The 23,244-nt window shown below is 39.1% G+C and carries 24 protein-coding genes; 17 read left to right on the forward strand and 7 right to left on the reverse strand.

Annotated features, from left to right (window positions below; translation table 11 throughout):
• Positions 1-244 precede the first annotated feature (244 nt).
• Positions 245-1,192, forward strand: coding sequence for a 23S rRNA pseudouridine(955/2504/2580) synthase RluC (rluC, locus tag BTO23_RS02360; protein ID WP_060991461.1), 948 nt, complete (start codon positions 245-247; stop codon positions 1,190-1,192).
• A gap of 68 nt (positions 1,193-1,260) precedes the next feature.
• Here the strand turns inward: rluC and BTO23_RS02365 are convergent, their stop codons facing one another.
• Positions 1,261-1,842, reverse strand: coding sequence for a Maf family protein (locus BTO23_RS02365; RefSeq protein ID WP_060991460.1), 582 nt, complete (start codon positions 1,840-1,842; stop codon positions 1,261-1,263).
• Between the two features lie 133 nt (positions 1,843-1,975).
• Here BTO23_RS02365 and yceD point away from each other — a divergent pair, with 133 nt between their 5' ends.
• From yceD to ptsG, 14 genes are all read left to right on the forward strand, one after another.
• Entirely contained in the window at positions 1,976-2,497 is a 522-nt protein-coding gene (gene yceD / locus BTO23_RS02370; protein ID WP_060991459.1) for a 23S rRNA accumulation protein YceD, read from the forward strand.
• Positions 2,498-2,513: 16 nt separating this feature from the next.
• A complete protein-coding gene (rpmF, locus tag BTO23_RS02375; protein ID WP_060991458.1) occupies positions 2,514-2,684 on the forward strand; it encodes a 50S ribosomal protein L32 in 171 nt (56 codons plus the stop codon).
• 10 nt (positions 2,685-2,694) lie between these two features.
• Positions 2,695-3,720 carry a phosphate acyltransferase PlsX gene (gene plsX / locus BTO23_RS02380; RefSeq protein WP_060991457.1) on the forward strand — a complete coding sequence of 342 codons (1,026 nt, stop codon included), beginning with the start codon at positions 2,695-2,697 and terminating at the stop codon, positions 3,718-3,720.
• 5 nt (positions 3,721-3,725) lie between these two features.
• Entirely contained in the window at positions 3,726-4,679 is a 954-nt protein-coding gene (locus BTO23_RS02385) for a beta-ketoacyl-ACP synthase III (protein ID WP_060991456.1), read from the forward strand.
• Positions 4,680-4,744: 65 nt separating this feature from the next.
• Positions 4,745-5,668 (forward strand): ACP S-malonyltransferase, encoded by a 924-nt coding sequence (gene fabD, locus BTO23_RS02390; RefSeq protein ID WP_060991455.1) that lies wholly within the window; start codon positions 4,745-4,747, stop codon positions 5,666-5,668.
• A 19-nt stretch (positions 5,669-5,687) separates the two neighbouring features.
• Positions 5,688-6,422 (forward strand): 3-oxoacyl-ACP reductase FabG, encoded by a 735-nt coding sequence (gene fabG / locus BTO23_RS02395; protein ID WP_061003237.1) that lies wholly within the window; start codon positions 5,688-5,690, stop codon positions 6,420-6,422.
• A 169-nt stretch (positions 6,423-6,591) separates the two neighbouring features.
• Positions 6,592-6,825, forward strand: coding sequence for an acyl carrier protein (gene acpP, locus BTO23_RS02400; RefSeq protein WP_017051317.1), 234 nt, complete (start codon positions 6,592-6,594; stop codon positions 6,823-6,825).
• A gap of 91 nt (positions 6,826-6,916) precedes the next feature.
• On the forward strand, positions 6,917-8,158 hold the full coding sequence (gene fabF / locus BTO23_RS02405; protein ID WP_060991454.1) for a beta-ketoacyl-ACP synthase II: 1,242 nt from the start codon (positions 6,917-6,919) through the stop codon (positions 8,156-8,158).
• Between the two features lie 99 nt (positions 8,159-8,257).
• A complete protein-coding gene (gene pabC, locus BTO23_RS02410; RefSeq protein WP_060991453.1) occupies positions 8,258-9,067 on the forward strand; it encodes an aminodeoxychorismate lyase in 810 nt (269 codons plus the stop codon).
• Positions 9,061-10,071, forward strand: coding sequence for an endolytic transglycosylase MltG (gene mltG, locus BTO23_RS02415; RefSeq protein ID WP_060991452.1), 1,011 nt, complete (start codon positions 9,061-9,063; stop codon positions 10,069-10,071). The genes pabC and mltG overlap by 7 nt, the downstream gene beginning before the upstream one ends.
• A gap of 2 nt (positions 10,072-10,073) precedes the next feature.
• On the forward strand, positions 10,074-10,706 hold the full coding sequence (tmk, locus tag BTO23_RS02420) for a dTMP kinase (RefSeq protein WP_060991451.1): 633 nt from the start codon (positions 10,074-10,076) through the stop codon (positions 10,704-10,706).
• Positions 10,696-11,667 (forward strand): DNA polymerase III subunit delta', encoded by a 972-nt coding sequence (gene holB, locus BTO23_RS02425; RefSeq protein WP_105062878.1) that lies wholly within the window; start codon positions 10,696-10,698, stop codon positions 11,665-11,667. Before tmk ends, holB begins: the two co-directional genes overlap by 11 nt.
• A 1-nt stretch (position 11,668) precedes the next feature.
• The gene (locus BTO23_RS02430) at positions 11,669-12,439 is read left to right on the forward strand and encodes a TatD family hydrolase (RefSeq protein ID WP_060991449.1); all 771 of its coding nucleotides are present in this window, start codon (positions 11,669-11,671) and stop codon (positions 12,437-12,439) included.
• Positions 12,440-12,890: 451 nt separating this feature from the next.
• On the forward strand, positions 12,891-14,321 hold the full coding sequence (gene ptsG, locus BTO23_RS02435) for a PTS glucose transporter subunit IIBC (protein ID WP_061012977.1): 1,431 nt from the start codon (positions 12,891-12,893) through the stop codon (positions 14,319-14,321).
• A 134-nt stretch (positions 14,322-14,455) separates the two neighbouring features.
• On the opposite strand, the gene BTO23_RS02440 is transcribed toward ptsG, so the two are convergent.
• The 4 genes from BTO23_RS02440 to BTO23_RS02455 all read right to left on the reverse strand — a co-directional run bounded on the left by BTO23_RS02440 (position 14,456) and on the right by BTO23_RS02455 (position 17,743).
• A complete protein-coding gene (locus BTO23_RS02440; protein WP_060991447.1) occupies positions 14,456-15,100 on the reverse strand; it encodes a glutathione S-transferase in 645 nt (214 codons plus the stop codon).
• 141 nt (positions 15,101-15,241) lie between these two features.
• Positions 15,242-15,337, reverse strand: coding sequence for a MetS family NSS transporter small subunit (locus BTO23_RS02445; protein WP_099047736.1), 96 nt, complete (start codon positions 15,335-15,337; stop codon positions 15,242-15,244).
• Position 15,338: 1 nt separating this feature from the next.
• A complete protein-coding gene (locus BTO23_RS02450) occupies positions 15,339-16,805 on the reverse strand; it encodes a sodium-dependent transporter (RefSeq protein WP_060991446.1) in 1,467 nt (488 codons plus the stop codon).
• 356 nt (positions 16,806-17,161) lie between these two features.
• The gene (locus BTO23_RS02455; RefSeq protein ID WP_061002905.1) at positions 17,162-17,743 is read right to left on the reverse strand and encodes a porin family protein; all 582 of its coding nucleotides are present in this window, start codon (positions 17,741-17,743) and stop codon (positions 17,162-17,164) included.
• Between the two features lie 161 nt (positions 17,744-17,904).
• On the opposite strand from BTO23_RS02455, the gene cydH reads away from it, so the two are divergent.
• A complete protein-coding gene (gene cydH / locus BTO23_RS02460; protein WP_105062879.1) occupies positions 17,905-17,994 on the forward strand; it encodes a cytochrome bd-I oxidase subunit CydH in 90 nt (29 codons plus the stop codon).
• A 61-nt stretch (positions 17,995-18,055) separates the two neighbouring features.
• On the opposite strand, the gene BTO23_RS02465 is transcribed toward cydH, so the two are convergent.
• Positions 18,056-18,826: a nucleotidyltransferase family protein gene (locus tag BTO23_RS02465; protein WP_060991444.1), complete on the reverse strand. Its 771-nt coding sequence runs from the start codon at positions 18,824-18,826 to the stop codon at positions 18,056-18,058.
• A 357-nt stretch (positions 18,827-19,183) separates the two neighbouring features.
• Here BTO23_RS02465 and tyrS point away from each other — a divergent pair, with 357 nt between their 5' ends.
• Positions 19,184-20,464, forward strand: a complete 1,281-nt coding sequence (tyrS, locus tag BTO23_RS02470; protein WP_105062880.1) for a tyrosine--tRNA ligase — start codon at positions 19,184-19,186, stop codon at positions 20,462-20,464.
• 113 nt (positions 20,465-20,577) lie between these two features.
• Here the strand turns inward: tyrS and BTO23_RS02475 are convergent, their stop codons facing one another.
• Positions 20,578-22,998 (reverse strand): YgiQ family radical SAM protein, encoded by a 2,421-nt coding sequence (locus tag BTO23_RS02475; protein ID WP_105062881.1) that lies wholly within the window; start codon positions 22,996-22,998, stop codon positions 20,578-20,580.
• Positions 22,999-23,244 lie beyond the last annotated feature (246 nt).

Here is a 23,244-nt window from a genome sequence, read left to right on the forward strand (position 1 = left end):
GGCATAACAAGCAAAAAAACTCAAAGCAGTATAGATGTCTTACGCCAATTGCTGCATCACCGCATTCGAGCAGTATATTTTTTGTTCTTTTGGTGCTTTTATGCTCACCAAGGTGAAGAAATGGCCATCTGGGCCGATTTCAGGTGCTAACTATAACAGTCAGATCAAGCCTCAGCAATCTTCATTATTTGAAACTGAGGTAAAAAAGGTTCATCAATTAGAATTAAGACAGTAGAATAAGAGAATGAATGAAGATAAACCTAAAGTGCAATTCGTCGAGATCGATGACGACTTTGCAGGGCAACGAATCGATAACTTTCTTCTTGCCCGCTTAAAAAATGTACCAAAAAGTATGATTTACCGAATTGTGCGTAAAGGCGAAGTTCGTGTAAATAAAAAACGTATTAAACCAGAATACAAACTTCAAGAAGGGGATTTAGTTCGTATTCCTCCTGTGAAGCTTCCTGAGTCGACTGCGCCTGAGTTACCGAGCGTTAAACTGTCTAAAGTCTCAGAGCTTGAAAGTTGTATTATTTATGAAGATGACCACCTTCTTGTTTTAAATAAACCATCAGGCACTGCAGTGCATGGTGGTAGTGGCTTAAAGTTTGGTGCGATTGAAGCATTACGTGCTTTGCGCCCTGACGCTCGTTTTTTAGAGTTAGTACACAGAATTGATAGAGATACTTCTGGAATTCTCTTAATTGCAAAAAAACGTTCAGCATTACGTCGCTTACAAGAACAATTCCGAAACAAAACAGTACAAAAATACTATTTTGCTTTAGTTATGGGTCAATGGAAGAGCACCTGTAAAGTAGTTAATGTTCCTTTACTTAAAAATGAAGTGAACAGTATCGTACGTGTAAATCCAAATGGTAAACCTTCTGAAACTCGTTTTAAGATTTTAGAAAAGTTTGATCAGGCAACATTAATTCAAGCGAGCCCAATTACTGGTCGTACTCATCAAATTCGCGTACATGTTCAACATGCTGGTCACCCAATTGGTTGGGATGACCGTTATGGCGATAGACGATTTGATGCTTATTCTGGTCAATTTGGTTTAGATCGATTGTTCTTGCATGCGGCAAATATTAAGTTTACTCATCCAAGTACAGAAGAATTGATGGATATCAGTGCGCCAATGGAAGCGAAATTAGAACGAGTTCTAAAAGGTCTACGTTCTAAGAAGTAATCCTATATTTTTGTTATTTCCTAGCGATAAGTGTTGAACTGACACTTATCGCTTTTTTGTGATTGAAACTAAAGTACTGAAAAATTTTGACGCTCTAACATGTCAATTAAAGATATTAAAGGAAGGCCGATAAGTGCGTTTGGATCTTTACCTTCTAACTTATCAAATAATGCAATACCTAAACCTTCACATTTAAAGCTACCGGCGCAATATAATGGCATCTCTTTATCAACGTAATTTTCTATTTGTTGTGAGGTTAATCGGCGAAAATGAACATGGAATTCTTCACATAGAGTTTCTGCGACCATTGTTGTCGTATTGAGTAACGATAGGCCCGTATAAAAAGTGATGATTTGACTACTGGCTTTTTGAAGCTGAATGATTGCTTTTTCTCGTGTTAATGGCTTACCAATAATTTGGCCGTTGATTACGCATACCTGATCGGATCCTATGATCAAGTAATTAGGATCCTTCATGTTACAAGAACGTGCTTTTTGTTCTGCTAATCGAGTGACAAGTGCAGTAGGTGACTCATTTTCTTGTGGTGTTTCATCACAATTGGGTGAAATAGCATCAAAATGAACTTGGATCTTCTCTAAGATCGAACGGCGAAAAGGCGATGTTGAAGCTAGAATGAGTTTTGGTTGCATAATGGGTTCTTCTTCTTTAATTTTTCGTTTATTATTAGCAACTCTGCTGAAATAGCAACTGGGAAGAAAAAAAGCATAATTTTTGCCATTTTTCTTTGACTCGAAGGCTTTAGAAAGATAAGATGCGCGCCCTATGCAAAAGGTAAAATTACCACGAACAGTTGATGCAATCCAAAACGCTCAACGAAGATTAGACTACGATGGAATCATCCAATCTGATATTTTAAAGCGTTTGGCTGAATCTACTGTAGATGTGAAAAGTGATGCTGAAGTCACGATGTCGTTTAAAGTTGACGAACAACGACTAGCCGTTATCTCTGGTAAAGCTAACGTCAATGTGTTGTTGGAATGTCAACGCTGTAATGAAAATTTTGAACATCACCTAAATGTATCATTTACGTGTACGCCTTTTTTAAGCGAAGAGAAGGCAGCTCTTGTTCCTGAGGAATATGAGTTTGTAGATTTAAATGAAGTAGGTGAAGTTGATCTCGTTGAGTTGGTAACTGATGAGTTCATTCTAGCGTTGCCGCAAGTCGCTATGCATGACATTAAAGATTGTCAGGTCAAATCTAACAATTTGGTATTTGGCGAAATTCCTGAAGAGGAAGAGAAACCGAATCCGTTTGATGTTTTAAAATCTTTAAAACAACAGTAATTGAGGAGTAGGGTCCATGGCCGTACAAAAGAGCAAGAAATCACGTTCAATGCGTGGCATGCGTCGTTCACACGATGCACTAACTACAAGTGCATTATCTGTAGACGCAACTAGTGGCGAAACTCACCTTCGTCACAACGTTACAGCTGACGGTTACTACCGTGGCCGCAAGGTAATCAACAAGTAAGGTTGACGCTTTGCAGCAGCTAACCATTGCAATTGATGCGATGGGTGGGGACTTCGGTCCCCAAGTTACAGTGCCTGCCATCGTGCAGGCATTGTCGCAATTCCCAGAGCTAAAAATTATTGTTGTTGGAGATCGTCATGCGATTTCTACACAGCTAACACATCTAAATTATACCCCCAATCAACGACTTTCTATTGCACATAGCGACAGCGTTATAGGCAACAACACTCCACCTTCAAAAGCACTACGGCACAGTCGTGGTAGTTCAATGCGAATGGCTATTGATTTAGTTGCGAATAAAGAAGCTGGCGCGTGTATTAGCGCTGGAAATACTGGTGCTTTAATGGGGCTTTCTCGTTTTACCTTGAAGCTTCTCCCTGGTGTTGAACGTCCTGCATTAATTAGTCCTTTACCTACGAAAAATAATCAACGCACTTGGATGCTTGATCTTGGCGCAAACGTATCGTGTGATGCTGAGACGTTATTTCAATTTGCCGTAATGGGTTCTGAATTAGCAGAGCAGTCATTAGGACGCAGAGCCAAAGTGGCGTTGTTGAATATTGGTGAAGAAGAAATAAAAGGCAACGACCAAATAAAACGATGCGCAGAAATGCTACATCAATGCAAAGATATTGAATTTATCGGTTATATTGAAGGCGATAAGCTTTATCAAGGCAATGCAGATGTAGTAGTGTGTGATGGTTTTGTCGGTAATGTATGCTTAAAAACCAGTGAAGGTGTTGCGCATTTATTTTTAGATCAACTAAAATCACACCTGATCACGTCTAAATTTAAACAAGTTTTAGCGAAATGGCTCTTTGGTGATGTCATTTCTAGCTTAAAAGAGCTGAACCCCGACCAGTATAACGGCGCAAGTCTGATAGGATTGCGTGGCATTGTTGTTAAGAGTCATGGAAGTGCAGATGTATTTGCCTTTAACAATGCCATCAAGGAAGCGGTTCATGAGGTCAAGCGACAAATACCTAACCGTATTAGTGATCGCTTGGAGGCAGTTTTACTCGAGAGGCATTATTAGTCTTCATGTATAGCAAAATTTTAGGTACTGGTAGCTATTTACCAGCACAAATTCGCTCGAATGCGGATTTAGAAAAAATGGTCGATACTAGTGATGAGTGGATCTTAGCTCGTACAGGTATTAGTGAACGCCGCATTGCTGGTGAAAATGAATCAGTGGCCACAATGGGTCACCTTGCTTCTGTTAATGCAATCGAAATGGCTGGAATCGATAAGAATGATATTGATCTGATTATCCTAGCGACAAGTACACCAACGTACTCATTTCCATCTGCTGCGTGTGAAGTTCAAGGCCTATTAGGTATTCAAGGTTGCCCTGCATTTGATTTATCAGCAGCTTGTTCAGGCTTTGTTTATGCATTGAGTGTTGCAGACCAACACATTAAAACAGGCATGGCAAAGAATGTATTAGTTATTGGTTCTGATGCTGTTTCTCATACTTGTGATCCTGAGGACCGCTCAACTGTCATTTTGTTTGGTGACGGGGCTGGTGCGGTTGTTATTGGTCAAAGTGAAGAGCCTGGAATTATCTCTACGCATTTACATGCTGATGGAAAATTTGGTGAGTTGCTTTCTTTACCTGTACCTTCTCGTAAAAATGAAGAAGCAGATAAATGGTTATATATGGCGGGTAATGAAGTCTTTAAAGTTGCCGTTACTCAGCTATCAAACCTAGTTAAAGAAACGCTTCAGAAAAACCAAATGGATAAATCAGAACTTGATTGGTTAGTACCACATCAAGCTAATTTACGAATTATTAAAGCAACAGCGAAAAAACTATCTATGTCAATGGATCAAGTTGTTGTCACTCTAGACCGTCACGGTAATACTTCTGCTGCTACAGTGCCAACAGCATTAGATGAAGCAGTACGTGATGGACGAATTCAACGTGGCCAAACTCTATTGCTTGAAGCATTTGGTGGTGGTTTTACGTGGGGTTCGGCACTCGTTAAGTTTTAAGTAAGAAACTAGGCCTTTATATTGGTCTAGTCTCTTTATACGCTTATTTAAAGGAAATAATGTTCATGAGCAATTTTGCTATCGTTTTCCCAGGTCAAGGCTCACAAGCCATTGGCATGCTTGCTGAATTAGGTGAGCAACACGAAGTTGTAACGCAAACTTTTGCAGAAGCATCAGAAGCGCTAGGTTATGACTTATGGTCACTTGTTCAAAATGGCCCTGCGGAAGATTTAAATCAAACGTTTCGTACTCAACCAGCATTATTAGCGACCTCTGTTGCGTTATGGCGTGTATGGCAAGAACAAGGTTTAACACAACCAACAGTATTAGCAGGTCATAGCCTTGGTGAATACTCAGCGCTGGTATGTGCTGGTGTTATTGACTTTAAAGAAGCAATTAAACTGGTTGAACTACGTGGTCAATTGATGCAAGAAGCGGTTCCAGCAGGTGTTGGTGCTATGTTTGCGATTATCGGTTTAGATAATGATTCGATTGCTAAAGCGTGTGAAGAAGCAGCACAAGGTGAAGTCGTTTCTCCTGTAAACTTCAACTCACCAGGCCAAGTGGTAATTGCTGGTAATAAAGATGCTGTTGAGCGCGCAGGTGCGTTATGTAAAGCTGCTGGCGCAAAACGCGCATTGCCTTTACCTGTATCTGTACCTTCTCATTGTGCATTAATGAAACCAGCTGCTGACAAGTTAGCCGTTGCGTTAGAAAGCATTGAATTTTCAACTCCGGTATTACCTGTTATTAATAACGTTGATGTTGCTGCAGAGTCTGATCCTGCAAAAATTAAAGATGCACTTGTTCGTCAATTATATTGTCCAGTACGTTGGACTGAAGTAGTAGAAGCAATGGCTGAACAAGGCGTAGAAGCATTATATGAAGTTGGTCCAGGTAAAGTTCTTACTGGTTTAACTAAACGAATCGTTAAATCACTTAGCGCAGCAGCGGTAAATGACGCTGCTTCTCTTGAAGCTGCTAAGTAATTAAAGGGAAAATTAAATGATGAATTTAGAGGGCAAAATTGCCTTAGTTACTGGCGCTAGCCGTGGTATTGGTCGTGCTATTGCTGAGCAATTAGTATCTCGCGGTGCAACCGTTATTGGTACTGCAACTTCTGAAAATGGTGCAGCGGCAATCAGTGAGTATTTAGGTGAGAACGGTAAAGGTCTTGCATTAAATGTAACTGATGCAGAATCTATTGCAGCGGTACTTAAAACAATCAATGACGAGTTTGGTGCGATTGACATTTTAGTTAATAACGCAGGTATTACTCGTGATAACTTACTTATGCGCATGAAAGATGATGAATGGATGGATATCTTAGATACTAACCTAACGTCTATTTTCCGTTTATCTAAAGCGGTTCTTCGTGGCATGATGAAAAAACGTAATGGCCGTATTATCAACGTAGGTTCTGTTGTTGGTACAATGGGCAATGCTGGTCAAACAAACTATGCAGCAGCAAAAGCAGGTGTCATTGGTTTTACTAAATCAATGGCACGTGAAGTTGCTTCTCGTGGTGTAACCGTAAATACGGTTGCTCCAGGTTTTATCGAAACTGATATGACAAAAGCCTTGAATGATGAGCAACGAGCTGCAACACTATCATCTGTACCTGCTGGTCGTTTAGGTGACCCTAAAGAAATCGCTGCTGCAGTAGTATTTTTAGCGTCTCCAGAAGCAGCTTACATCACAGGCGAAACTTTGCATGTGAATGGCGGCATGTACATGGTTTAATTTATGAAATTGATTTAAGGGTGACTTAAGTCAATTTTGGGTTAAAATTGCACTAAAAATCACGAATTTCGTGGTTTGACCAGCGATCTTAGCCTTGCAACTTTCTTATTAATGAATAAAATACAGCAAGTATCGCAAATCAGCGAAATCTGTAATTAGGAAAATTAAAATGAGCAATCTTGAAGAACGCGTAAAGAAAATCATCATTGAGCAACTAGGTGTGGATGAAGCTGAAGTTAAAAACGAAGCATCATTTGTTGATGACCTAGGTGCAGATTCACTAGATACAGTTGAACTAGTAATGGCTTTAGAAGAAGAGTTTGACACTGAGATTCCAGATGAAGAAGCTGAGAAGATCACAACTGTTCAAGCTGCTATCGACTACGTAACTAGCGCACAGTAAGAAATACCCTCCAGGCGGTCATCTTGACCGCCTGAGTTTTTTATACGCAACAATCCCTATCTAATTTCAATTAATTCCGGAGAATTATATCGTGTCCAAACGTCGTGTAGTAGTTACAGGCATGGGTATGCTAACACCGGTGGGTAACACTGTTGAAGCATCTTGGAAAGCGCTGTTAGCAGGCCAAAGTGGTATCGTTAATATCGAGCACTTTGATACCACTGAGTTTACAACTCGTTTTGCAGGTCTAGTAAAAGACTTTAATGCTGAAGAGTACATGTCTAAAAAAGACGCTCGTAAAATGGATTTATTCATTCAATACGGTGTGGCTGCTGGCATTCAGGCATTAGATGACTCGGGTTTTAACGTTACTGAAGAAAATGCACACCGTATTGGTGCAGCAATTGGTTCTGGTATCGGTGGTCTTGGCTTAATTGAAGCAGGCTGCAAAGCATTTAAAGAAAAAGGCCCTCGTAAGATCAGCCCATTTTTCGTGCCTTCAACTATCGTTAATATGATCGCTGGTCATATGTCGATCATGCGCGGTCTACGTGGTCCTAATATCGCAATTTCAACGGCTTGTACGACTGGTCTTCATAATATTGGTCATGCTGCACGTATGATCGCTTATGGTGATGCTGATGCAATGCTAGCAGGTGGTGCGGAAAAAGCATCAACAGAGCTAGGTATGGGCGGTTTTGGTGCAGCTAAAGCACTATCAACAAATAACGAGAATCCACAAGCAGCCTCACGTCCTTGGGATAAAAACCGTGATGGTTTTGTTCTAGGTGATGGTGCTGGTATGATGGTTCTTGAAGAATATGAACATGCGAAAGCTCGTGGCGCTAAAATTTACTGTGAGTTAGTAGGTTTTGGGATGAGTGGCGATGCTTATCATATGACTTCACCAACACCAGATGGTTCTGGTGGTGCATTAGCGATGGAAGCAGCAATGCGCGACGCAGGTGTAACTGGTGAGCAAATTGGTTATGTGAACGCACACGGCACATCAACACCTGCTGGTGATGTTGCTGAAATTAAAGGCATTAAACGTGCTCTTGGTGAAGCGGGTACTAAGCAAGTTCTAGTATCATCAACAAAATCAATGACAGGTCACTTACTAGGTGCTGCTGGTTCTGTTGAAGCTATCATTACGGCACTGTCTTTAATTGATCAAATCGTTCCACCAACGATTAATTTAGATGACCCAGAAGAAGGCCTAGATATCGATCTAGTTCCTCATACTGCACGTAAAGTTGATATGGAATATGCAATTTGTAATTCATTTGGCTTTGGCGGTACTAACGGCACGTTAATATTTAAGAAAATGTAATAACTTGTTTGTGAGGCTTAATTAGTTTCACTCAGTCAGTTACACTTTGAAGGCGGTTTGATAATATATCAAACCGCCTTTTTCTTATCTGGAGTTTCTATGTATTGGGTTAATGGAGTTGAATCCGAAACATTGCCAATTAATGATCGAAGCATTCAATACGGTGATGGCTTTTTTACGACAATGAAAGTAGAAAGCGGTGAAATCCGCTTGTGGTCTTTTCATTTAGAGCGTTTGGTTATTTCAGCTCAGCGTTTAGGTATCGCTCCCCCTCATTGGGAAGATATTGAAAACCAAGTACATGCTATTGCCAAAATGATCAGTAACGGCGGAATTAAAATCTTAATAAGTCGAGGTGCTGGAGGTAGAGGTTATTCTCCTGAAGGTTGCGATAATACTCAGGTAGTTATCTCAGATTTTCAATATCCGGCTCATTATAAGCAATGGCAAGAAAAAGGCATAGAATTAGGCGTTTCAACGGTTAGGCTTGGCCTATCATCCCCTTTATTAGCAGGGATGAAGCATTTAAATCGTTTAGAGCAAGTATTAATTAAACATGATATTTCAAAAACTACGTATCTTGATGCAATTGTTCTTGATCTTAATAACCACGTTATCGAAACATCAATAGGTAATCTTTTTTGGATTAAGGGTGATAGAATCTTTACGCCAAAATTATCTTTTTCTGGTGTAGAAGGTGTGATGAAAAAACACATTCAACAACTAGCAAAAGAGTTTCAATTAGAGTTAGAAGAAGTCAGTGTTGCGTTATCTGAGTTGGAAAATGCAGACGAAGTCTTTATTACTAATGCTTTATTTGAAATTGTACCTATTAATGCGATTGTTCACCAAAGTTTTGCTCAACATAAATTAACTTACCGATTTCAGGAGAAATTGTACTCGTGTTAAAGAAATTTTTATTCCTTATTTTATTGATAGCGATAGGAACGGCTGGCTTCGGATTCTGGAGTTACCAACAAGCCAGTCAATTTACAGAGCAACAAGTAGTCTTGGATAAAGCTCAATTAATTGAAGTAAAACCAGGCACTAGCTATCGTAAATTGATCCGTCAATTTGAACAAAGTGGTTGGATTACTGATACTAAATGGGCTCGTTTTACTCATAAATTGTCACCTGAATTAACAGAAATTAAAGCTGGAACTTACTGGGTCGAGCCAAATCAGTCGCTTGCTTCTGTGTTAACGCAATTAAAATCAGGTAAAGAGCACCAATTTTCGATTACATTTGTTGAAGGAAGCCGTTTTTCTGAATGGTTGCAACAATTAGAGCAAGCGCCTTATCTAGATCATGAATTAAGTGATCTTTCAGAAAAAGAAATCGCAAAGAAGTTGGGGATTGATCGTCCTAAATTAGAAGGTTTGTTCTTAGCAGAAACGTATCACTATACGGCAGGAATGAGTGACTTTGATATTCTAGATCGTTCTCATAATGCATTAGTTTCAGTATTAGAGACTGAGTGGGGAACAAAATCAGCTAATTTACCTTTGAAATCATCTTATGAAGCATTGATTTTAGCCTCTATTATTGAAAAAGAAACAGCAATAGATTCAGAAAGAGAACGTGTTTCGTCTGTTTTTGTTAACCGTTTAAAGCGTGGAATGCGTTTACAAACAGATCCAACCGTAATTTACGGAATGGGAGATAAATACGATGGTAATATTCGTAAAAAAGATCTACGTACGCCAACAGCTTACAACACGTACACAATAAATGGCCTACCGCCAACACCGATTGCAATGGCGGGCCCTGCATCGATAAAAGCAGCCCTGCACCCAGAAACTAGTCGTTATCTTTATTTTGTTGCAGATGGCACTGGCGGTCATAAATTCACAAAATCACTCGTTGAGCATAACAAAGCAGTTAGAGCTTACCTAAGAACATTAAGAAATTAATCATGTCTAAATTTATTGTAATTGAAGGCCTAGAAGGCGCAGGTAAAAGTACAGCGATCAAAAACGTATTGGCGACTCTAGCTAAGCATGGCATTGATAACCCGGTTACGACAAGAGAGCCAGGTGGGACACCATTAGCTGAAAAAATGCGTGAGTTGGTTAAACAAGGTCATCCTGATGAGCCATTAACTGATATGGCTGAGTTATTATTATTGTATGCAGCACGAGCACAGCTAGTTGGAAATGTAATTAAACCGGCTTTAGCAAGAGGTGAGTGGGTGGTTGGTGATCGCCATGATTTATCTTCACAAGCATATCAAGGTGGTGGTCGTGGTTTTGATCGTGATTTAATGGCGACAATGAGAACCACTGTTCTTGGAGATTTTAAACCAGACTTAACTATCTATATGGATATTGATCCTAAACTTGGCTTGCAGCGTGCGTCTGCACGTGGCGAGTTGGATAGAATAGAGCAAATGAAACTGGATTTTTTTGAACGCAGTCGTGAACGTTATTTAGAATTTGCTAATAGTGATGAAACGATTGTGACTATTGATGCAGGCCAAGACCTAGAGACTGTAACTCAATCTATCATTAACGCATTAGAAGCGTGGTTAGTGGTCAATGGCAACTAAATTATATCCTTGGCAACAAGATGTTTGGCAGCAATGGCAGCAATTGATAGCGACAGATCGATTGCCTCATGCCATCTTATGTGCAATGTCTGATGGTACGGGCAGAGATGTTCTTGTCCAATATTTCTCTGATACTTTATTGTGCTTAACGCAAGGTACCGAACCTTGTGGTTTTTGTCATAGCTGTGGTTTAGTTGAGTCAGGTAATCACCCTGACTTGCACTGGATAAGACCTGAAGTTGAGGGGAAATCGATATCTGTTGATCAAATAAGACAATGTAATTTGTGGGCACTAGAATCATCACAATTTAATGCTAAACGAATGATCATCATTGAGCCCGCAGAAAAAATGACAGAATCCGCGGCAAATGCACTCTTAAAAACATTAGAGGCTCCACCTAAAAACTGTCAGTTTGTTTTGTTGGCTAATTCTCCGCATCATTTATTGCCTACGATCCGAAGCCGTTGTCAGGTTTGGCAGCAACCAGAGATCAGTAGTGAAGTAATAGAAGCGTGGTTAGGTGAAACTGAAAAATTAAAAGTTAGTAAGCAATCCATTACATTAAATGGATATCTACCCTTAGCGGTAAAAAGCTTTTATCAAGATAAGAAGCAGGCTGCTCATCAACAGTTACTGTCTTATTTTGATACTTGTGTTAATTCTTCTTTTTGTCATACCTCAGAGGTCGTCAAAAGCCTGATCAAATTAGATGATGAAGGCTTATGTTGGTTAAGTTATTTATTGTCTGATATTCAAAAGAGACAATTAGGAATTATTACGGACTGGGTACATTGTGATGAAAAAGAAATCATTGAGCGTTTAGCGATTCGTATCCCAGCGAATACTATTTATAAACAATATTTGAGTTTGAATGCATTACGACAACAGTTGAATGCTCATTCAGGATTAAATAAAGAATTATTGTTAACTCAGTGGTTGTTTGAGTTCATTGGAGAATAATGTGTTAGTTGATTCACACTGCCATTTAGATAAATTAAATTACAACGATTTGCATACTGGCGTAGCAGATGTCATTGAAAAAGCAAAACAACGTGGGGTAGAACAGTTCCTAACGGTAGGTGTTACTCTTGATGCTTTTCCAAATATGATGGAAATGATTAAGGATCATTCTGAGGTTTATGCTTCTTGTGGTATTCATCCATTAGACGTTGATTCTGATTTTGATTTATCTATTTTTCGTCAATATGCAGCAAATGATCGTGTTGTTGCGATTGGTGAAACTGGATTAGATTATTTTTATCAACCAGAAAGTGCACCGCGTCAGCGTGACTTATTTGAGCAACAGGTTGCTGTGGCTGTTGAGTATAATAAGCCACTTATTATACACACACGACAAGCTCGTGAAGATACCTTAGCTATTCTAAAAAATGGTCAAGCAGATAAATGTGGTGGTGTCATTCATTGTTTTACTGAAGATTGGGCATTCGCAGAAGCGGCGATGGAGCTTGGTTTTTATATTTCGATTTCAGGTATCGTGACCTTTAATAAGGCGACAGAATTAAAAGATGTTGTTCGTCGTTTACCTTTAGAACGTCTTTTAGTTGAGACTGATTCACCTTATTTAGCTCCAGTTCCTTTCAGAGGAAAAGAGAACCAGCCCGCTTATGTAAGAGATGTTGCAGAGTATATTGGGCTATTAAAAGGGAAGTCATTCGAAGAAGTTGCTCAAACAACGACGAATAATTTCAGAAATCTTTTTTTGAACAAATAATTTTATTTAGATTGAAAAGTAATCAAAGTGGAGGTTTTTACCTCTCTTTTTTTTGTTTGATTGATTTTAAGCAGTTTTATTCCAGAATTTAAGCAGGCAAACGATTAACTGTGTGGTTTATTTGACCTATCTATTTTTGTTGCTAAAAATAACATTTCATTTTTTGATGTTGGTGTTCTTTTTTAAATAAAATCAGGTGGTTGCGGATAACTTGTATTTTTATTGCTACTTTTACTACGCCGTGCTTTTGTGATCACTGCAGGGTTTTAAAACATTAAATGAAAACATGCTAGAAAGTGTTTTTACATAGGTCTATATTTAGCGACAGTTTGATTAGAGACACGAATGCTTACAAAATTATGAATTACACATAGGCAAGGGGGATATTGCCGTAATTGATAAGTAAGAACTAACTGTTTCCAATTGTATTTATAAATATTAGGAGCAAAACATGTTTAAAAACCTTTTTGCTAGTCTACAGAAAGTTGGTAAGGCACTTATGTTGCCTGTATCAGTACTTCCTGTTGCTGGTATTCTTTTAGGGGTTGGTGCAGCCAACTTTAGTTTCCTTCCAGAAGTTGTTTCTCATTTAATGGAACAAGCTGGTGGTTCAGTATTCGGTCAAATGGCTTTACTATTTGCTGTTGGTACTGCGCTTGGTTTTACAAACAATGACGGTGTTGCTGGTCTAGCTGCTGTTGTTGGTTACGGCATCATGGTTGCTACGCTTAAAGTAATGGCAACAGTAATGGGTGTTGATGGTATTGAGACTGGTGTTCTTGGTGGTATCCTTGCTGGTGGTCTTGCTGGTTGGGCATTCAACAAGTTCTACCGTATTCAACTTCCTGAATATCTGGGCTTCTTCGCTGGTAAGCGTGCTGTGCCAATCGTTACTGGTTTCGCATCTATCGCTCTAGGTTTAATCCTATCTGTTGTTTGGCCTCCTGTTGGCGGTGCTATTGCAGCATTCTCTGATTGGGCTGCACATCAAAACCCTGTAGCTGCATTTGGTATCTATGGTGTAATTGAACGTTCTCTTATTCCTTTTGGTCTTCACCATATTTGGAACGTACCATTCTTCTATGAAGCTGGTACTTGTACAAACAATGCTGGTGAACAAGTTCACGGTATCATGACTTGTTTCCTTACTGCTGATGACGCATCTCGTGCTGCAGGTAATGGTTTCGGTCAACTTGCTGGTGGTTACTTATTCAAAATGTTCGGTCTTCCTGCTGCTGCAATCGCAATTGCACACTCAGCAAAACCTGAAAACCGCGCTAAAGTAATGGGTATCATGGCATCTGCTGCGTTAACTTCATTCCTTACAGGTATCACAGAACCAATTGAATTCGCATTCCTATTTGTTGCTCCTGTTCTTTATGCTATCCACGCAGTACTTGCTGGTGTTGCATACATGCTAACTAATGCATTAGGTATTGTTCATGGTCACACATTCTCGAATGGTTTCATTGACTTTGTAGTCCAATCGCCACGCGCAGAGAACATGCTTCTTCTTGTTGGCCTTGGTCTTGTTTATGCAGTTGTTTATTACATCGTATTCCGCTTCGTAATCAAAGCAATGAATCTTAAGACTCCAGGTCGTGAAGACGAAGATGAAAATGCAGGCCCAGCTGTTACTGGTTCTGAACTTGCTGGTGAGTTAGTTGCTGCATTTGGTGGCAAAGAAAACATTACAAACCTTGATGCTTGTATCACTCGTCTACGTGTTTCTGTAGCTAATGTTGAAGCGGTTAATCAAGATAAACTGAAACAACTTGGCGCTGCTGGTGTTGTTGTTGCAGGTTCTGGTGTTCAAGCTATCTTCGGTACTAAATCGGATAACCTGAAAACAGACATGAATGAGTGGATTGCTCATAACTAATTATCGATTCTATCGATGAATAATAAAAGGAGACTTTCGAGTCTCCTTTTTTGTTTTTCTAGTTTGAGGAAATAGAAGATAAATAAAGAGGTTATGTCAACGTCATTAATTTTCCTGCTTAATAAATCGACCAGCTAATTAGTTACATTGATATTATTGTTAGGAAAGGATATTTCCTGATTTGATTCTAGCCAAGTAGGGTATTTCTGCATAATTGAGAGGAACAGCGCCGAATCAATGAAAGTCATTAGCCAGTGGTGCACGTGTTGATATCTACTTTGGTTAAACCAACGAATGTCTACAAATGCAAACTGTCGAATAAAAGGAAGGATAGCTAAGTCAGCAAAACTATATTTGTCGCTAAATAACATATTTGAATTAGTTAAGCGTCGTTCTAGTTGCTCTAAAAATATCTCGCCTTGCTCACGGTAGTAAACTTCAGAATGTTCAGGATAACGATCTGCGTATTTATATTTATCTAACCACTTTTTAAAACTTTCGTCGTTTTCTTTAATTAACAGATGCATTTCAGGTGTTGTTGATAAAAGTAGTACAGAGCCCTCTAAGGCCCATTTCATGATATCTAAGCTTTCATCTATCACATGCCCATTTTTTTCTATTAGAACAGGGACAGTGCCTTTAGGGGATGCCTGTAGCATTGCTTCAGGTTTATGTTTCAATATTATTTCGCGAAGTTGCACGGGTTTATTTGACAGAACAAGGCTAAGCCGTGCTCGCATAGCGTAAGGGCATCGACGAAATGAGTAGAGAATGGTCATTTTTACCTTCTAAATTAATTTATACCAATTCTAGTAATAAATAGAGTACTTAATTACAGTGGTATTAAAATGAAACGGCGAAAAACAAAAAAGCAGATCTGAAGATCTGCTTTAAGATTAGCATTTTCTAGAAACTATTTTTTAATTACTGTTCATCGCTTTGCGGATACAGAATGCAGCGCCACCCCAAGTTATCCCTAAACCTAAAACCATCATAATAATTGCACCAGTTGTCATACTAAGCCTCCTTGCTTGATTTATTAATAACAACACCAACTACTAACATTGCAGCAATAAGGCCCCACCCTAGTAGAAGTAAATCAGATTGAGCATATCCGCCGTAGCCATCAGTTAAGGTATTAACAATATTTGTCCCTAAGATAACGACTAGGAATGCTGGGCTTACGAAGCGTAAGCAGATTTCAAACCATTTACCGACGGTAAATTCAGATATCTTATTTACGTGTGAGCGAATATCTGCAAGTTTCACTAGCCAACCCATGATAAACAGTTCAATTAGGCAACTAGCAAGTAGAGCAATGTTGTTAATGAAGTAGTCCACTAAATCAAGAAGAAGCAAACCACCATTAGTAGCGAACGCCATTGAAACCACTAAACCAACACTACAAACAACAGACGCTGCTTTTTTACGTGACCAATTTAACTTATCAATGAAGGCTGAGGTTACCGCTTCAATGATCGAAATGTGAGAACTTAATCCCGCAACAACCAAAGCAAAGAAGAATAAAGGACCAAGAATATAAGGAGCTGGTAGTAGGTTAATTGCCGCAGGAATAGTAACAAAAGCAAGGCCAACACCAGCGCTCACGACTTCAGTTAATGGCTTACTTTGTTCATGTGCCATGTTACCTAAGATAGAAAAGATAAGGATACCAGCGATAATTGAGAAACCACAGTTAATTAATACCGTCATAAAGGCATTGTTATTTACATCTGATTTTTCAGGTAGGTAACTTGAATAAGCTAGCATGATTGCGAAGCCGACACTTAACGTAAAGAATATTTGACCATAAGCAGCAGACCATACTTTTGGATCTGTGATTTTGCTAAAATCTGGCTGGAATAGGTAGTTAAGACCATCTAATGCACCAGGTAAGAAAATCATTCGACCAATAAGAGCGATAACCATTATAAATAGTAACGGCATCATTATTTTACTTGCACGTTCAATACCACGCTTCACGCCACCAAAAATAGCTGCAAAAGTAATAGCCCAAGCAATAACCATTGGAATTGCTATATGCCATTGAATGCTGCCTAGTTTTGTTGGTGAATTATCTCCCAGTTTTAGATACTCACTGAAGAAATAAGCGTTAGTATCTTGTCCCCAAGTTTGAGAAAAAGACATACTAAAGTAAGAGATTGCCCAACCAATAACCGCAACGTAATACACTGCGATAACCGCAGCAATAAGTACTTGGAACCAACCAAGCCATTCGTATTTTTGATTTAGTTTTGCAAATGTTCGTGGCGCAGAGCCTCTAAATTTATGACCCATACCAAATTCCATGATCATAAATGGAATACCAGCAGTTAACATTGCGAAAAGATAAGGGATGAAGAAAGCACCGCCACCATTTTCATACGCCATGTATGGAAAGCGCCATATATTACCTAGACCGATAGCAGATCCTACTGCTGCAAGAATAAATCCTGCACGAGATCCCCATTGTTCACGCTTCATAAATCACTCCTTTAAAAAACTTTTCCCTGAGAATTGAAGCTTGTTTAGTATCATTCTCTATTTAAATTGAAATTAATTTGCTCAAACTAGAGGTATTAGCTAAGCATTACAGCCAGATTACCTATTTATAATTGTTAAGGCAATATTACATAAAGGTAGTTAAATGTGGTGTTGCTAGGGTTTTATTCTGATTTATTTTATTTTTCTAGGGAGAGGTATTGAAGACTCTTTCTTATGCGGATAGTGATGTTGTTAAAATAAGGTTAATTAAATGATTGTATTTTTTATAAATAATTCCAATTGATGAGAAAATAAGCACCTCAATTGGAATTATTAGAAAATAAATGCATATTAAGCTAAAAACTGAAACGTAATCCAAGATTCCCTTGTACCTGATTTACCCAACTGCTTTCATAGCGAATAACACAGCCACTTTGTGTTGGAGTTGAGACACAAGTGCTATCGAAATCACTATCGACAGCGGTTCCCAGCCAGCGAGCTTCAAGCTGTAATGCCAAATTATCAGTAAAATGATACTGCAAACCAGTAAAAGCACCGGCAGAGAAGTTAATGTTTTCTTCACTCCAATCAACATCAGTATAGGTTGCACCAATGCTTAAACCGAAGAATGAACTAAGACGTGTTGTTAATGGGTAATCTAAGGCGCTTTGAAAGTGTAAATAATCAAAGCGAGTTTTATTACCTAATGTTTTCACTTCACTGCTTTGGGTACTGTAAAATAAACCAATGCGACCTGCATCTAGATCCGTTTCTAAAGCAAATGATAAAGCATTATTGGTCTTTATTTTAAAGGTATCACCGTTTTGATTTTCAACTTCTCCCCCAGCCGCCATCCCTATTGCAGGGGTGATATAAAATTGAGCAAAAGTAGGAAAAGAGGCTGTTGCTATTAGGGCGAGTAGTGCTATCCGTTTCATCTGAACTCCTAATTTGTGTGATGATATTTTGTACTCACATTTAACGTATTATGTCGACATTGTGATGTTAATACCAACTTGATGGCTTAGTTAACCCAATTCCTTGAAGACACTTCAAATTACTGTTAAATTTTTGTTACTTATAAAACCAAGGAGTCGTTATGGATAGTGATTTTAAGTTTGCTTTAATTACAACTATAGTTGTGTTCTCGGGATTGGCTTTCTTTGGAAGTGTAGTTTTGATGGCATGAATAAATAGCAGATATGTATATGAGAAGAGCAATCAATATAATGTTGATTGCTCTTTTTTATTTAGGCTTGTGCTTTAGCCGGTAGATAGCCTTCCCACGCGTCAGAATATAGAGATTGAGATAAACTTCTTAGCTTATTCATTCGTGCTTTTTCAAATTGAGTTGATTCTCGATTATCAACTAAAGCTAAGCGTTCAATATTTTGAATTTCTTCATAAAGTTTATGCTCAGCACCGTTCTTTACCATCGCGATATCTTTTAAATGAAGCTGTATCTCAGCCACTAGTTTTGTTTTTGGCAATTCGACCAACAATTTAATGTCTCGATAGCCTGATTTGGCTGGCTGAGCGAAACGGTTGGTGACACTGAGTACCGTCGTTTCTCTATTTATAGATTCGTAAGCAGTAATTAAATCAGGAATAGAATCGGCAACAACGGTTGCTCTCGCTATATCAGTTAGTTTATTTACTTGGCCATTGAGTTCTTGTTCAATTTTTAATAATGCACGTTCTGAGCTTTTTACACCCGCAAATTGAGGCTGAGCATTTGACATTAACGCTGTCTCTTTGCAGATGTTTTCTAATTCTCTCTGAGCTTGATGAGCTTTAGAGTTCAAAATATCAAAATCATCATAAGGCTGGTGTGAGAAATGGTTCCAACTTTGAATTGAAAGTAGGCCATTTAGACTATGAAGGACATGTTGGTGATCGATTTCTGATTGGTTTGCTTCTTGATAATCAGGTTCAATAAACTCAATTAATGAGGAAGCTTGTGCTTGAGGTCGTCCAAAGACAAGGACCATTAAGACGGCGGCACGGGCAAACTTTTTCATTCTTTTTCCTTAGCAAGATAGAAAGAAATAGCAACTAAGTAAACATATCTTAGCAACACCTATAAAGGAAGTATGGGCGTAGATAACAGATTCAACCTTTCAAAAATAACATTGTTTTTCTTTGAGTTAAGCATCACAAAATGACACTTCTTTACGTTAAATGTAGGTCAATTTTTGAACTTTTCGAGAGCTAAAATGAAAGGAATCGTAACGGGAATAATCAAGATTAAAGAGTGATAAGAAATAGAAGATAGAACAGAGTGCCTTTTTACTCACAAACTCTGTTATTTGGCGGGTAAATGTGTAAAATCGAATCTTCTTTTTTATACCGAAATTTAGAGTACAAGTAGGTTATCTATGACAGCAACAAATGAATTATTGCAGGATTTAAAAGCTCGTGGGCTTATTGCACAGTGCACAGCGGACGAAGAATTAGCTGAGCACCTTTCAACTGACTGTCGTACTCTCTATTGTGGTTTCGATCCGACAGCAGACAGCCTACACATTGGTAGCCTAGTACCTTTGTTAGTTCTTAAGCGTTTTCAACAAGCGGGCCATAAGCCATTAGCGCTTGTTGGTGGTGCTACTGGTTTAATTGGTGATCCAAGTTTTAAAGCGGCAGAGCGTCAATTAAATACATCTGATGTTGTTGGTGATTGGGTTAATAAAATTCGCGCTCAAGTTTCTGCTTTTGTTGAATTTACAGAAGAGAAAAATGGCGCAGAAATAGTGAATAACCTAGATTGGATTGGTGAAATCAATGTCATCGAATTCATGCGTGATATCGGTAAACATTTCAGCGTAAATGCGATGATCCAAAAAGAATCAGTAAAACAGCGTATCGACCGTGAAGGTTCTGGTATCTCATTTACTGAGTTCAGTTACATGCTGCTTCAATCATATGACTTTGCTGCGTTAAACAAAGCAAAAGAATGTACGCTTCAAATTGGTGGTTCTGATCAGTGGGGTAACATCACTGGTGGTATCGATCTTACTCGTCGTATGAACCGTAATAAAGTATTTGGCTTAACGTTACCGCTAGTAACTAAATCAGATGGTACTAAATTTGGTAAGACTGAATCAGGTACAATTTGGTTAGACCCAAGCAAAACATCACCATACGCTTTCTACCAATTCTGGTTGGGTACTGCGGATGCTGACGTATATAACTTCTTACGTTTCTTCACTTTCCTATCTGTAGACGAAATTGCTGCAATTGAAGAAAGTGATAAGAGTGTTCAAGGCCGTCCTGCTGGTCAAGGCGTACTTGCTAAAGAAGTGACTCGCTTAGTTCACGGTGAGGAAGGTTTAGCTTCTTCTATCCGCATTACTGACGCATTGTTCTCTGGTGATTTAGCTTCTCTAACAGAAACTGACTTAGCACAATTAGCACAAGATGGTCTACCAATGACTGAGCTTGAGGCTTCTGAGCAGACTATTGTAGAAGTACTTACTCAATCTGAATTAGCAAAATCAAACAAGATGGCGCGTGAATTTATTGGTAATGGTGCAGTTTCAGTAAACGGCGAGAAAGTTGCTGATTCTGAAGTTGTTCTTAAGAAAGAAGACGCATTATTTGGTAAATACAGCGTAATCAAACGTGGAAAAAAACTGTTTAATTTATACGTTTGGAAATAAGAATAAATTAGTAATGGAGTAGAGAACTCTGTTTCATTACTTTATATTCAGATAATAAAAAAGCGAACCAATGCGGTTCGCTTTTTTTATGCTTGTTAATTTTTTCTATTTAATTAACGGTGCTTTGGTTTACGTTTAGCACCAGTACCGCTTGGCTTATTCGCAGTTGGTTTATTACCCGTAGGCTTGTTACCGCCAGCCGCTTTAGGTTTGCCATTACCACTTGGTTTATTATTTGAGTAACCATTACGAACGCCATTTTTTTGTCCGCTTGATGCTGGCTTATCTGAACCCGTATTTCCACTAGGTTTTCCAGCATTACCATTGCGTTTTTGACCTTGACCTTGACCTTGAGAGCTAGGCTTACCGTTATGGTTATTCTTATTTTGGCCGCCACGGTTGTTACTATTACGTGGGTCACCATCAAACTGTGCTTGAGTATGCTTAGTTGCAAAACGTTTCGCGCCGTGACGTCCTGTTTGACGACGTTCCGCTGGTGTTTGCGTATCGATATCATCTTCAGGTACTAAACAGTGCGGCTTGTCACCAATAAGGTGCTTTTTGCCCATCTCTGTTAGTGCTTCACGGATCATTTTCCAGTTTTTAGGATCGTGATAACGTAATAAACCTTTATGTAGTCGACGTTGACGCTCGCCTTTAGCAACGGTCACATCTTCACGCTTTTTATATTTCACACGTTTCAGTGGGTTGGTTTCTGAGTAATACATTGAGGTTGCATTACACATTGGTGATGGATAGAAGTTCTGAACCTGATCACACTCAAGGTTGTTCTTCTTCAACCACATCGCTAGGTTCAGCATGTCTTCGTCTTCTGTTCCCGGGTGAGCAGAGATAAAGTAAGGGATCAGATATTGTTTCTTACCTGCTTCTTGGCTGTATTTTTCAAACATAGATTTGAAGCGATCGTACGTTCCCATACCTGGCTTCATCATTAAATCTAATGGGCCTTTTTCGGTATGCTCAGGTGCAATCTTTAAATAACCGCCAACATGGTGAGTTACTAGTTCACGTACGTATTCTGGGGACTCAATCGCTAAATCGTAACGAACACCAGAAGCAATTAATACTTTCTTCACGCCTTTAACTTTACGAGCTTCACGGTACAAATCAATCGTATGTACGTGATCGGTATTTAACTTGTCACAGATCTTAGGGAAAACACAAGAAGGTCGACGACACGTTGCTTCGGCTTTAGGTATTGAACAGCCTAAACGGTACATATTCGCTGTTGGGCCACCAAGATCTGAGATCGTACCGGTAAATCCAGGAACTTTGTCGCGAATTTCTTCTAATTCACTAATAATAGATTCTTTAGAACGGTTTTGAATGATACGACCTTCGTGCTCTGTAATACTACAGAACGAACACCCACCAAAACATCCACGCATAATGTTGACTGATGTTTTGATCATGTCATACGCAGGGATCTTCGCTTTGCCATACATAGGGTGTGGAACACGAGCGTAAGGCAGATCAAACACAAAATCCATCTCTTCTGTTGTCAGAGGGATAGGCGCTTGGTTTACCCATAATTCACGGTCACCATGACGCTGGATTAATGCTCGGCCGGAGTATGGGTTGGTTTCTAAATGCATAATACGACTAGCGTGGGCATAAAGAATACGGTCGCCATTTAGTTTTTCAAATGGTGGAATTCGAATCGCCGTCGTTTTTGAATCATGACGAGAAGCCGTTACTGTAATTACTTGCGGCTGCTCTTCTTTTACTTCTGCTTTGTTGGTTTCACATTGCTCTTCTGTTGCGTATGGATTGATTGGAACAAAAGCAACTTTGCCCGGTTTTTCAATACGAGAAGAATCAATGATTTTAAATCCTTCAGGCTCTGCAGGTAAATTCACAGCAGTACCACGGATATTAGTCATTGTTTTCACATCTTCGCCATTGGCAAGGCGATGAGCAACTTCAACCAATGCACGTTCAGCATTACCAAACAGAAGAATGTCACCTTTTGCATCAAACAATACTGAGCGACGAACTTTGTCAGACCAGTAGTCATAATGCGCTAAACGACGAAGGCTTGCCTCAATACCACCTAATACGATAGGCGTATCTTTAAAAGCTTCACGACAACGTTGAGAATAAACCAATACAGCACGGTCGGGGCGTTTACCACCTTCGTTGTTTGGAGTATATGCATCATCGTGACGAAGTTTTTTATCTGAGGTATAACGGTTGATCATTGAATCCATGTTACCCGCGGTGATACCAAAGAATAAGTTTGGTTGACCAAGAGCCATGAATTCGTCTTTATTATCCCACTTTGGTTGAGCGATGATACCAACGCGGAAGCCTTGTGCTTCTAGCAAACGTCCGATGATCGCCATACCAAAACTTGGGTGATCCACATACGCATCCCCAGTTACAATGATAATGTCGCAGCTATCCCAACCAAGTTGGTCCATTTCTTTACGCGAAGTAGGAAAGAAAGGGGCTGTTCCATAGCATTCTGCCCAGAATTTCGGGTATTCGTTTATTGGAGTTACGTTGTGCATTAGTTCACCTCAGAATTTGGAGGCCGAATTATACCGATTTGAGAGAAGATTAACCAGAAAAGAAAGGCCCTACTCTAAGTAGGATAAATGATGGTTATTTTTGATTATAAAAATAGGCGGTATAAATAAGCAATAGAAGTTGCAGAAAGGAAGAGTACAACGATGATGGTGGTTTGCTTAATCATTACTAATTTACCTATTAATTTGAAATTTATTTATCGAACAAATATATATTTTTATTAACAT

It is taken from the genome of Aliivibrio sifiae, assembly GCF_002954715.1.
In the GTDB taxonomy this organism is placed as follows: domain Bacteria; phylum Pseudomonadota; class Gammaproteobacteria; order Enterobacterales; family Vibrionaceae; genus Aliivibrio; species Aliivibrio sifiae.

Coding starts and splice junctions, on each gene's coding strand:
- BTO23_RS02450 (WP_060991446.1), bottom strand. CDS start 16,805: ATGAAGCGTGAACAATGGGGATCTCGTGCAGGATTTATTCTTGCAGCA.
- BTO23_RS02385 (WP_060991456.1), top strand. CDS start 3,726: ATGTATAGCAAAATTTTAGGTACTGGTAGCTATTTACCAGCACAAATT.
- rluC (WP_060991461.1), top strand. CDS start 245: ATGAATGAAGATAAACCTAAAGTGCAATTCGTCGAGATCGATGACGAC.
- cydH (WP_105062879.1), top strand. CDS start 17,905: ATGGATAGTGATTTTAAGTTTGCTTTAATTACAACTATAGTTGTGTTC.
- tmk (WP_060991451.1), top strand. CDS start 10,074: ATGTCTAAATTTATTGTAATTGAAGGCCTAGAAGGCGCAGGTAAAAGT.
- pabC (WP_060991453.1), top strand. CDS start 8,258: ATGTATTGGGTTAATGGAGTTGAATCCGAAACATTGCCAATTAATGAT.
- acpP (WP_017051317.1), top strand. CDS start 6,592: ATGAGCAATCTTGAAGAACGCGTAAAGAAAATCATCATTGAGCAACTA.
- ptsG (WP_061012977.1), top strand. CDS start 12,891: ATGTTTAAAAACCTTTTTGCTAGTCTACAGAAAGTTGGTAAGGCACTT.
- BTO23_RS02475 (WP_105062881.1), bottom strand. CDS start 22,998: ATGCACAACGTAACTCCAATAAACGAATACCCGAAATTCTGGGCAGAA.
- fabD (WP_060991455.1), top strand. CDS start 4,745: ATGAGCAATTTTGCTATCGTTTTCCCAGGTCAAGGCTCACAAGCCATT.
- fabG (WP_061003237.1), top strand. CDS start 5,688: ATGAATTTAGAGGGCAAAATTGCCTTAGTTACTGGCGCTAGCCGTGGT.
- yceD (WP_060991459.1), top strand. CDS start 1,976: ATGCAAAAGGTAAAATTACCACGAACAGTTGATGCAATCCAAAACGCT.
- BTO23_RS02440 (WP_060991447.1), bottom strand. CDS start 15,100: ATGACCATTCTCTACTCATTTCGTCGATGCCCTTACGCTATGCGAGCA.
- BTO23_RS02455 (WP_061002905.1), bottom strand. CDS start 17,743: ATGAAACGGATAGCACTACTCGCCCTAATAGCAACAGCCTCTTTTCCT.
- BTO23_RS02465 (WP_060991444.1), bottom strand. CDS start 18,826: ATGAAAAAGTTTGCCCGTGCCGCCGTCTTAATGGTCCTTGTCTTTGGA.
- BTO23_RS02445 (WP_099047736.1), bottom strand. CDS start 15,337: ATGACAACTGGTGCAATTATTATGATGGTTTTAGGTTTAGGGATAACT.
- BTO23_RS02365 (WP_060991460.1), bottom strand. CDS start 1,842: ATGCAACCAAAACTCATTCTAGCTTCAACATCGCCTTTTCGCCGTTCG.
- rpmF (WP_060991458.1), top strand. CDS start 2,514: ATGGCCGTACAAAAGAGCAAGAAATCACGTTCAATGCGTGGCATGCGT.
- tyrS (WP_105062880.1), top strand. CDS start 19,184: ATGACAGCAACAAATGAATTATTGCAGGATTTAAAAGCTCGTGGGCTT.
- holB (WP_105062878.1), top strand. CDS start 10,696: ATGGCAACTAAATTATATCCTTGGCAACAAGATGTTTGGCAGCAATGG.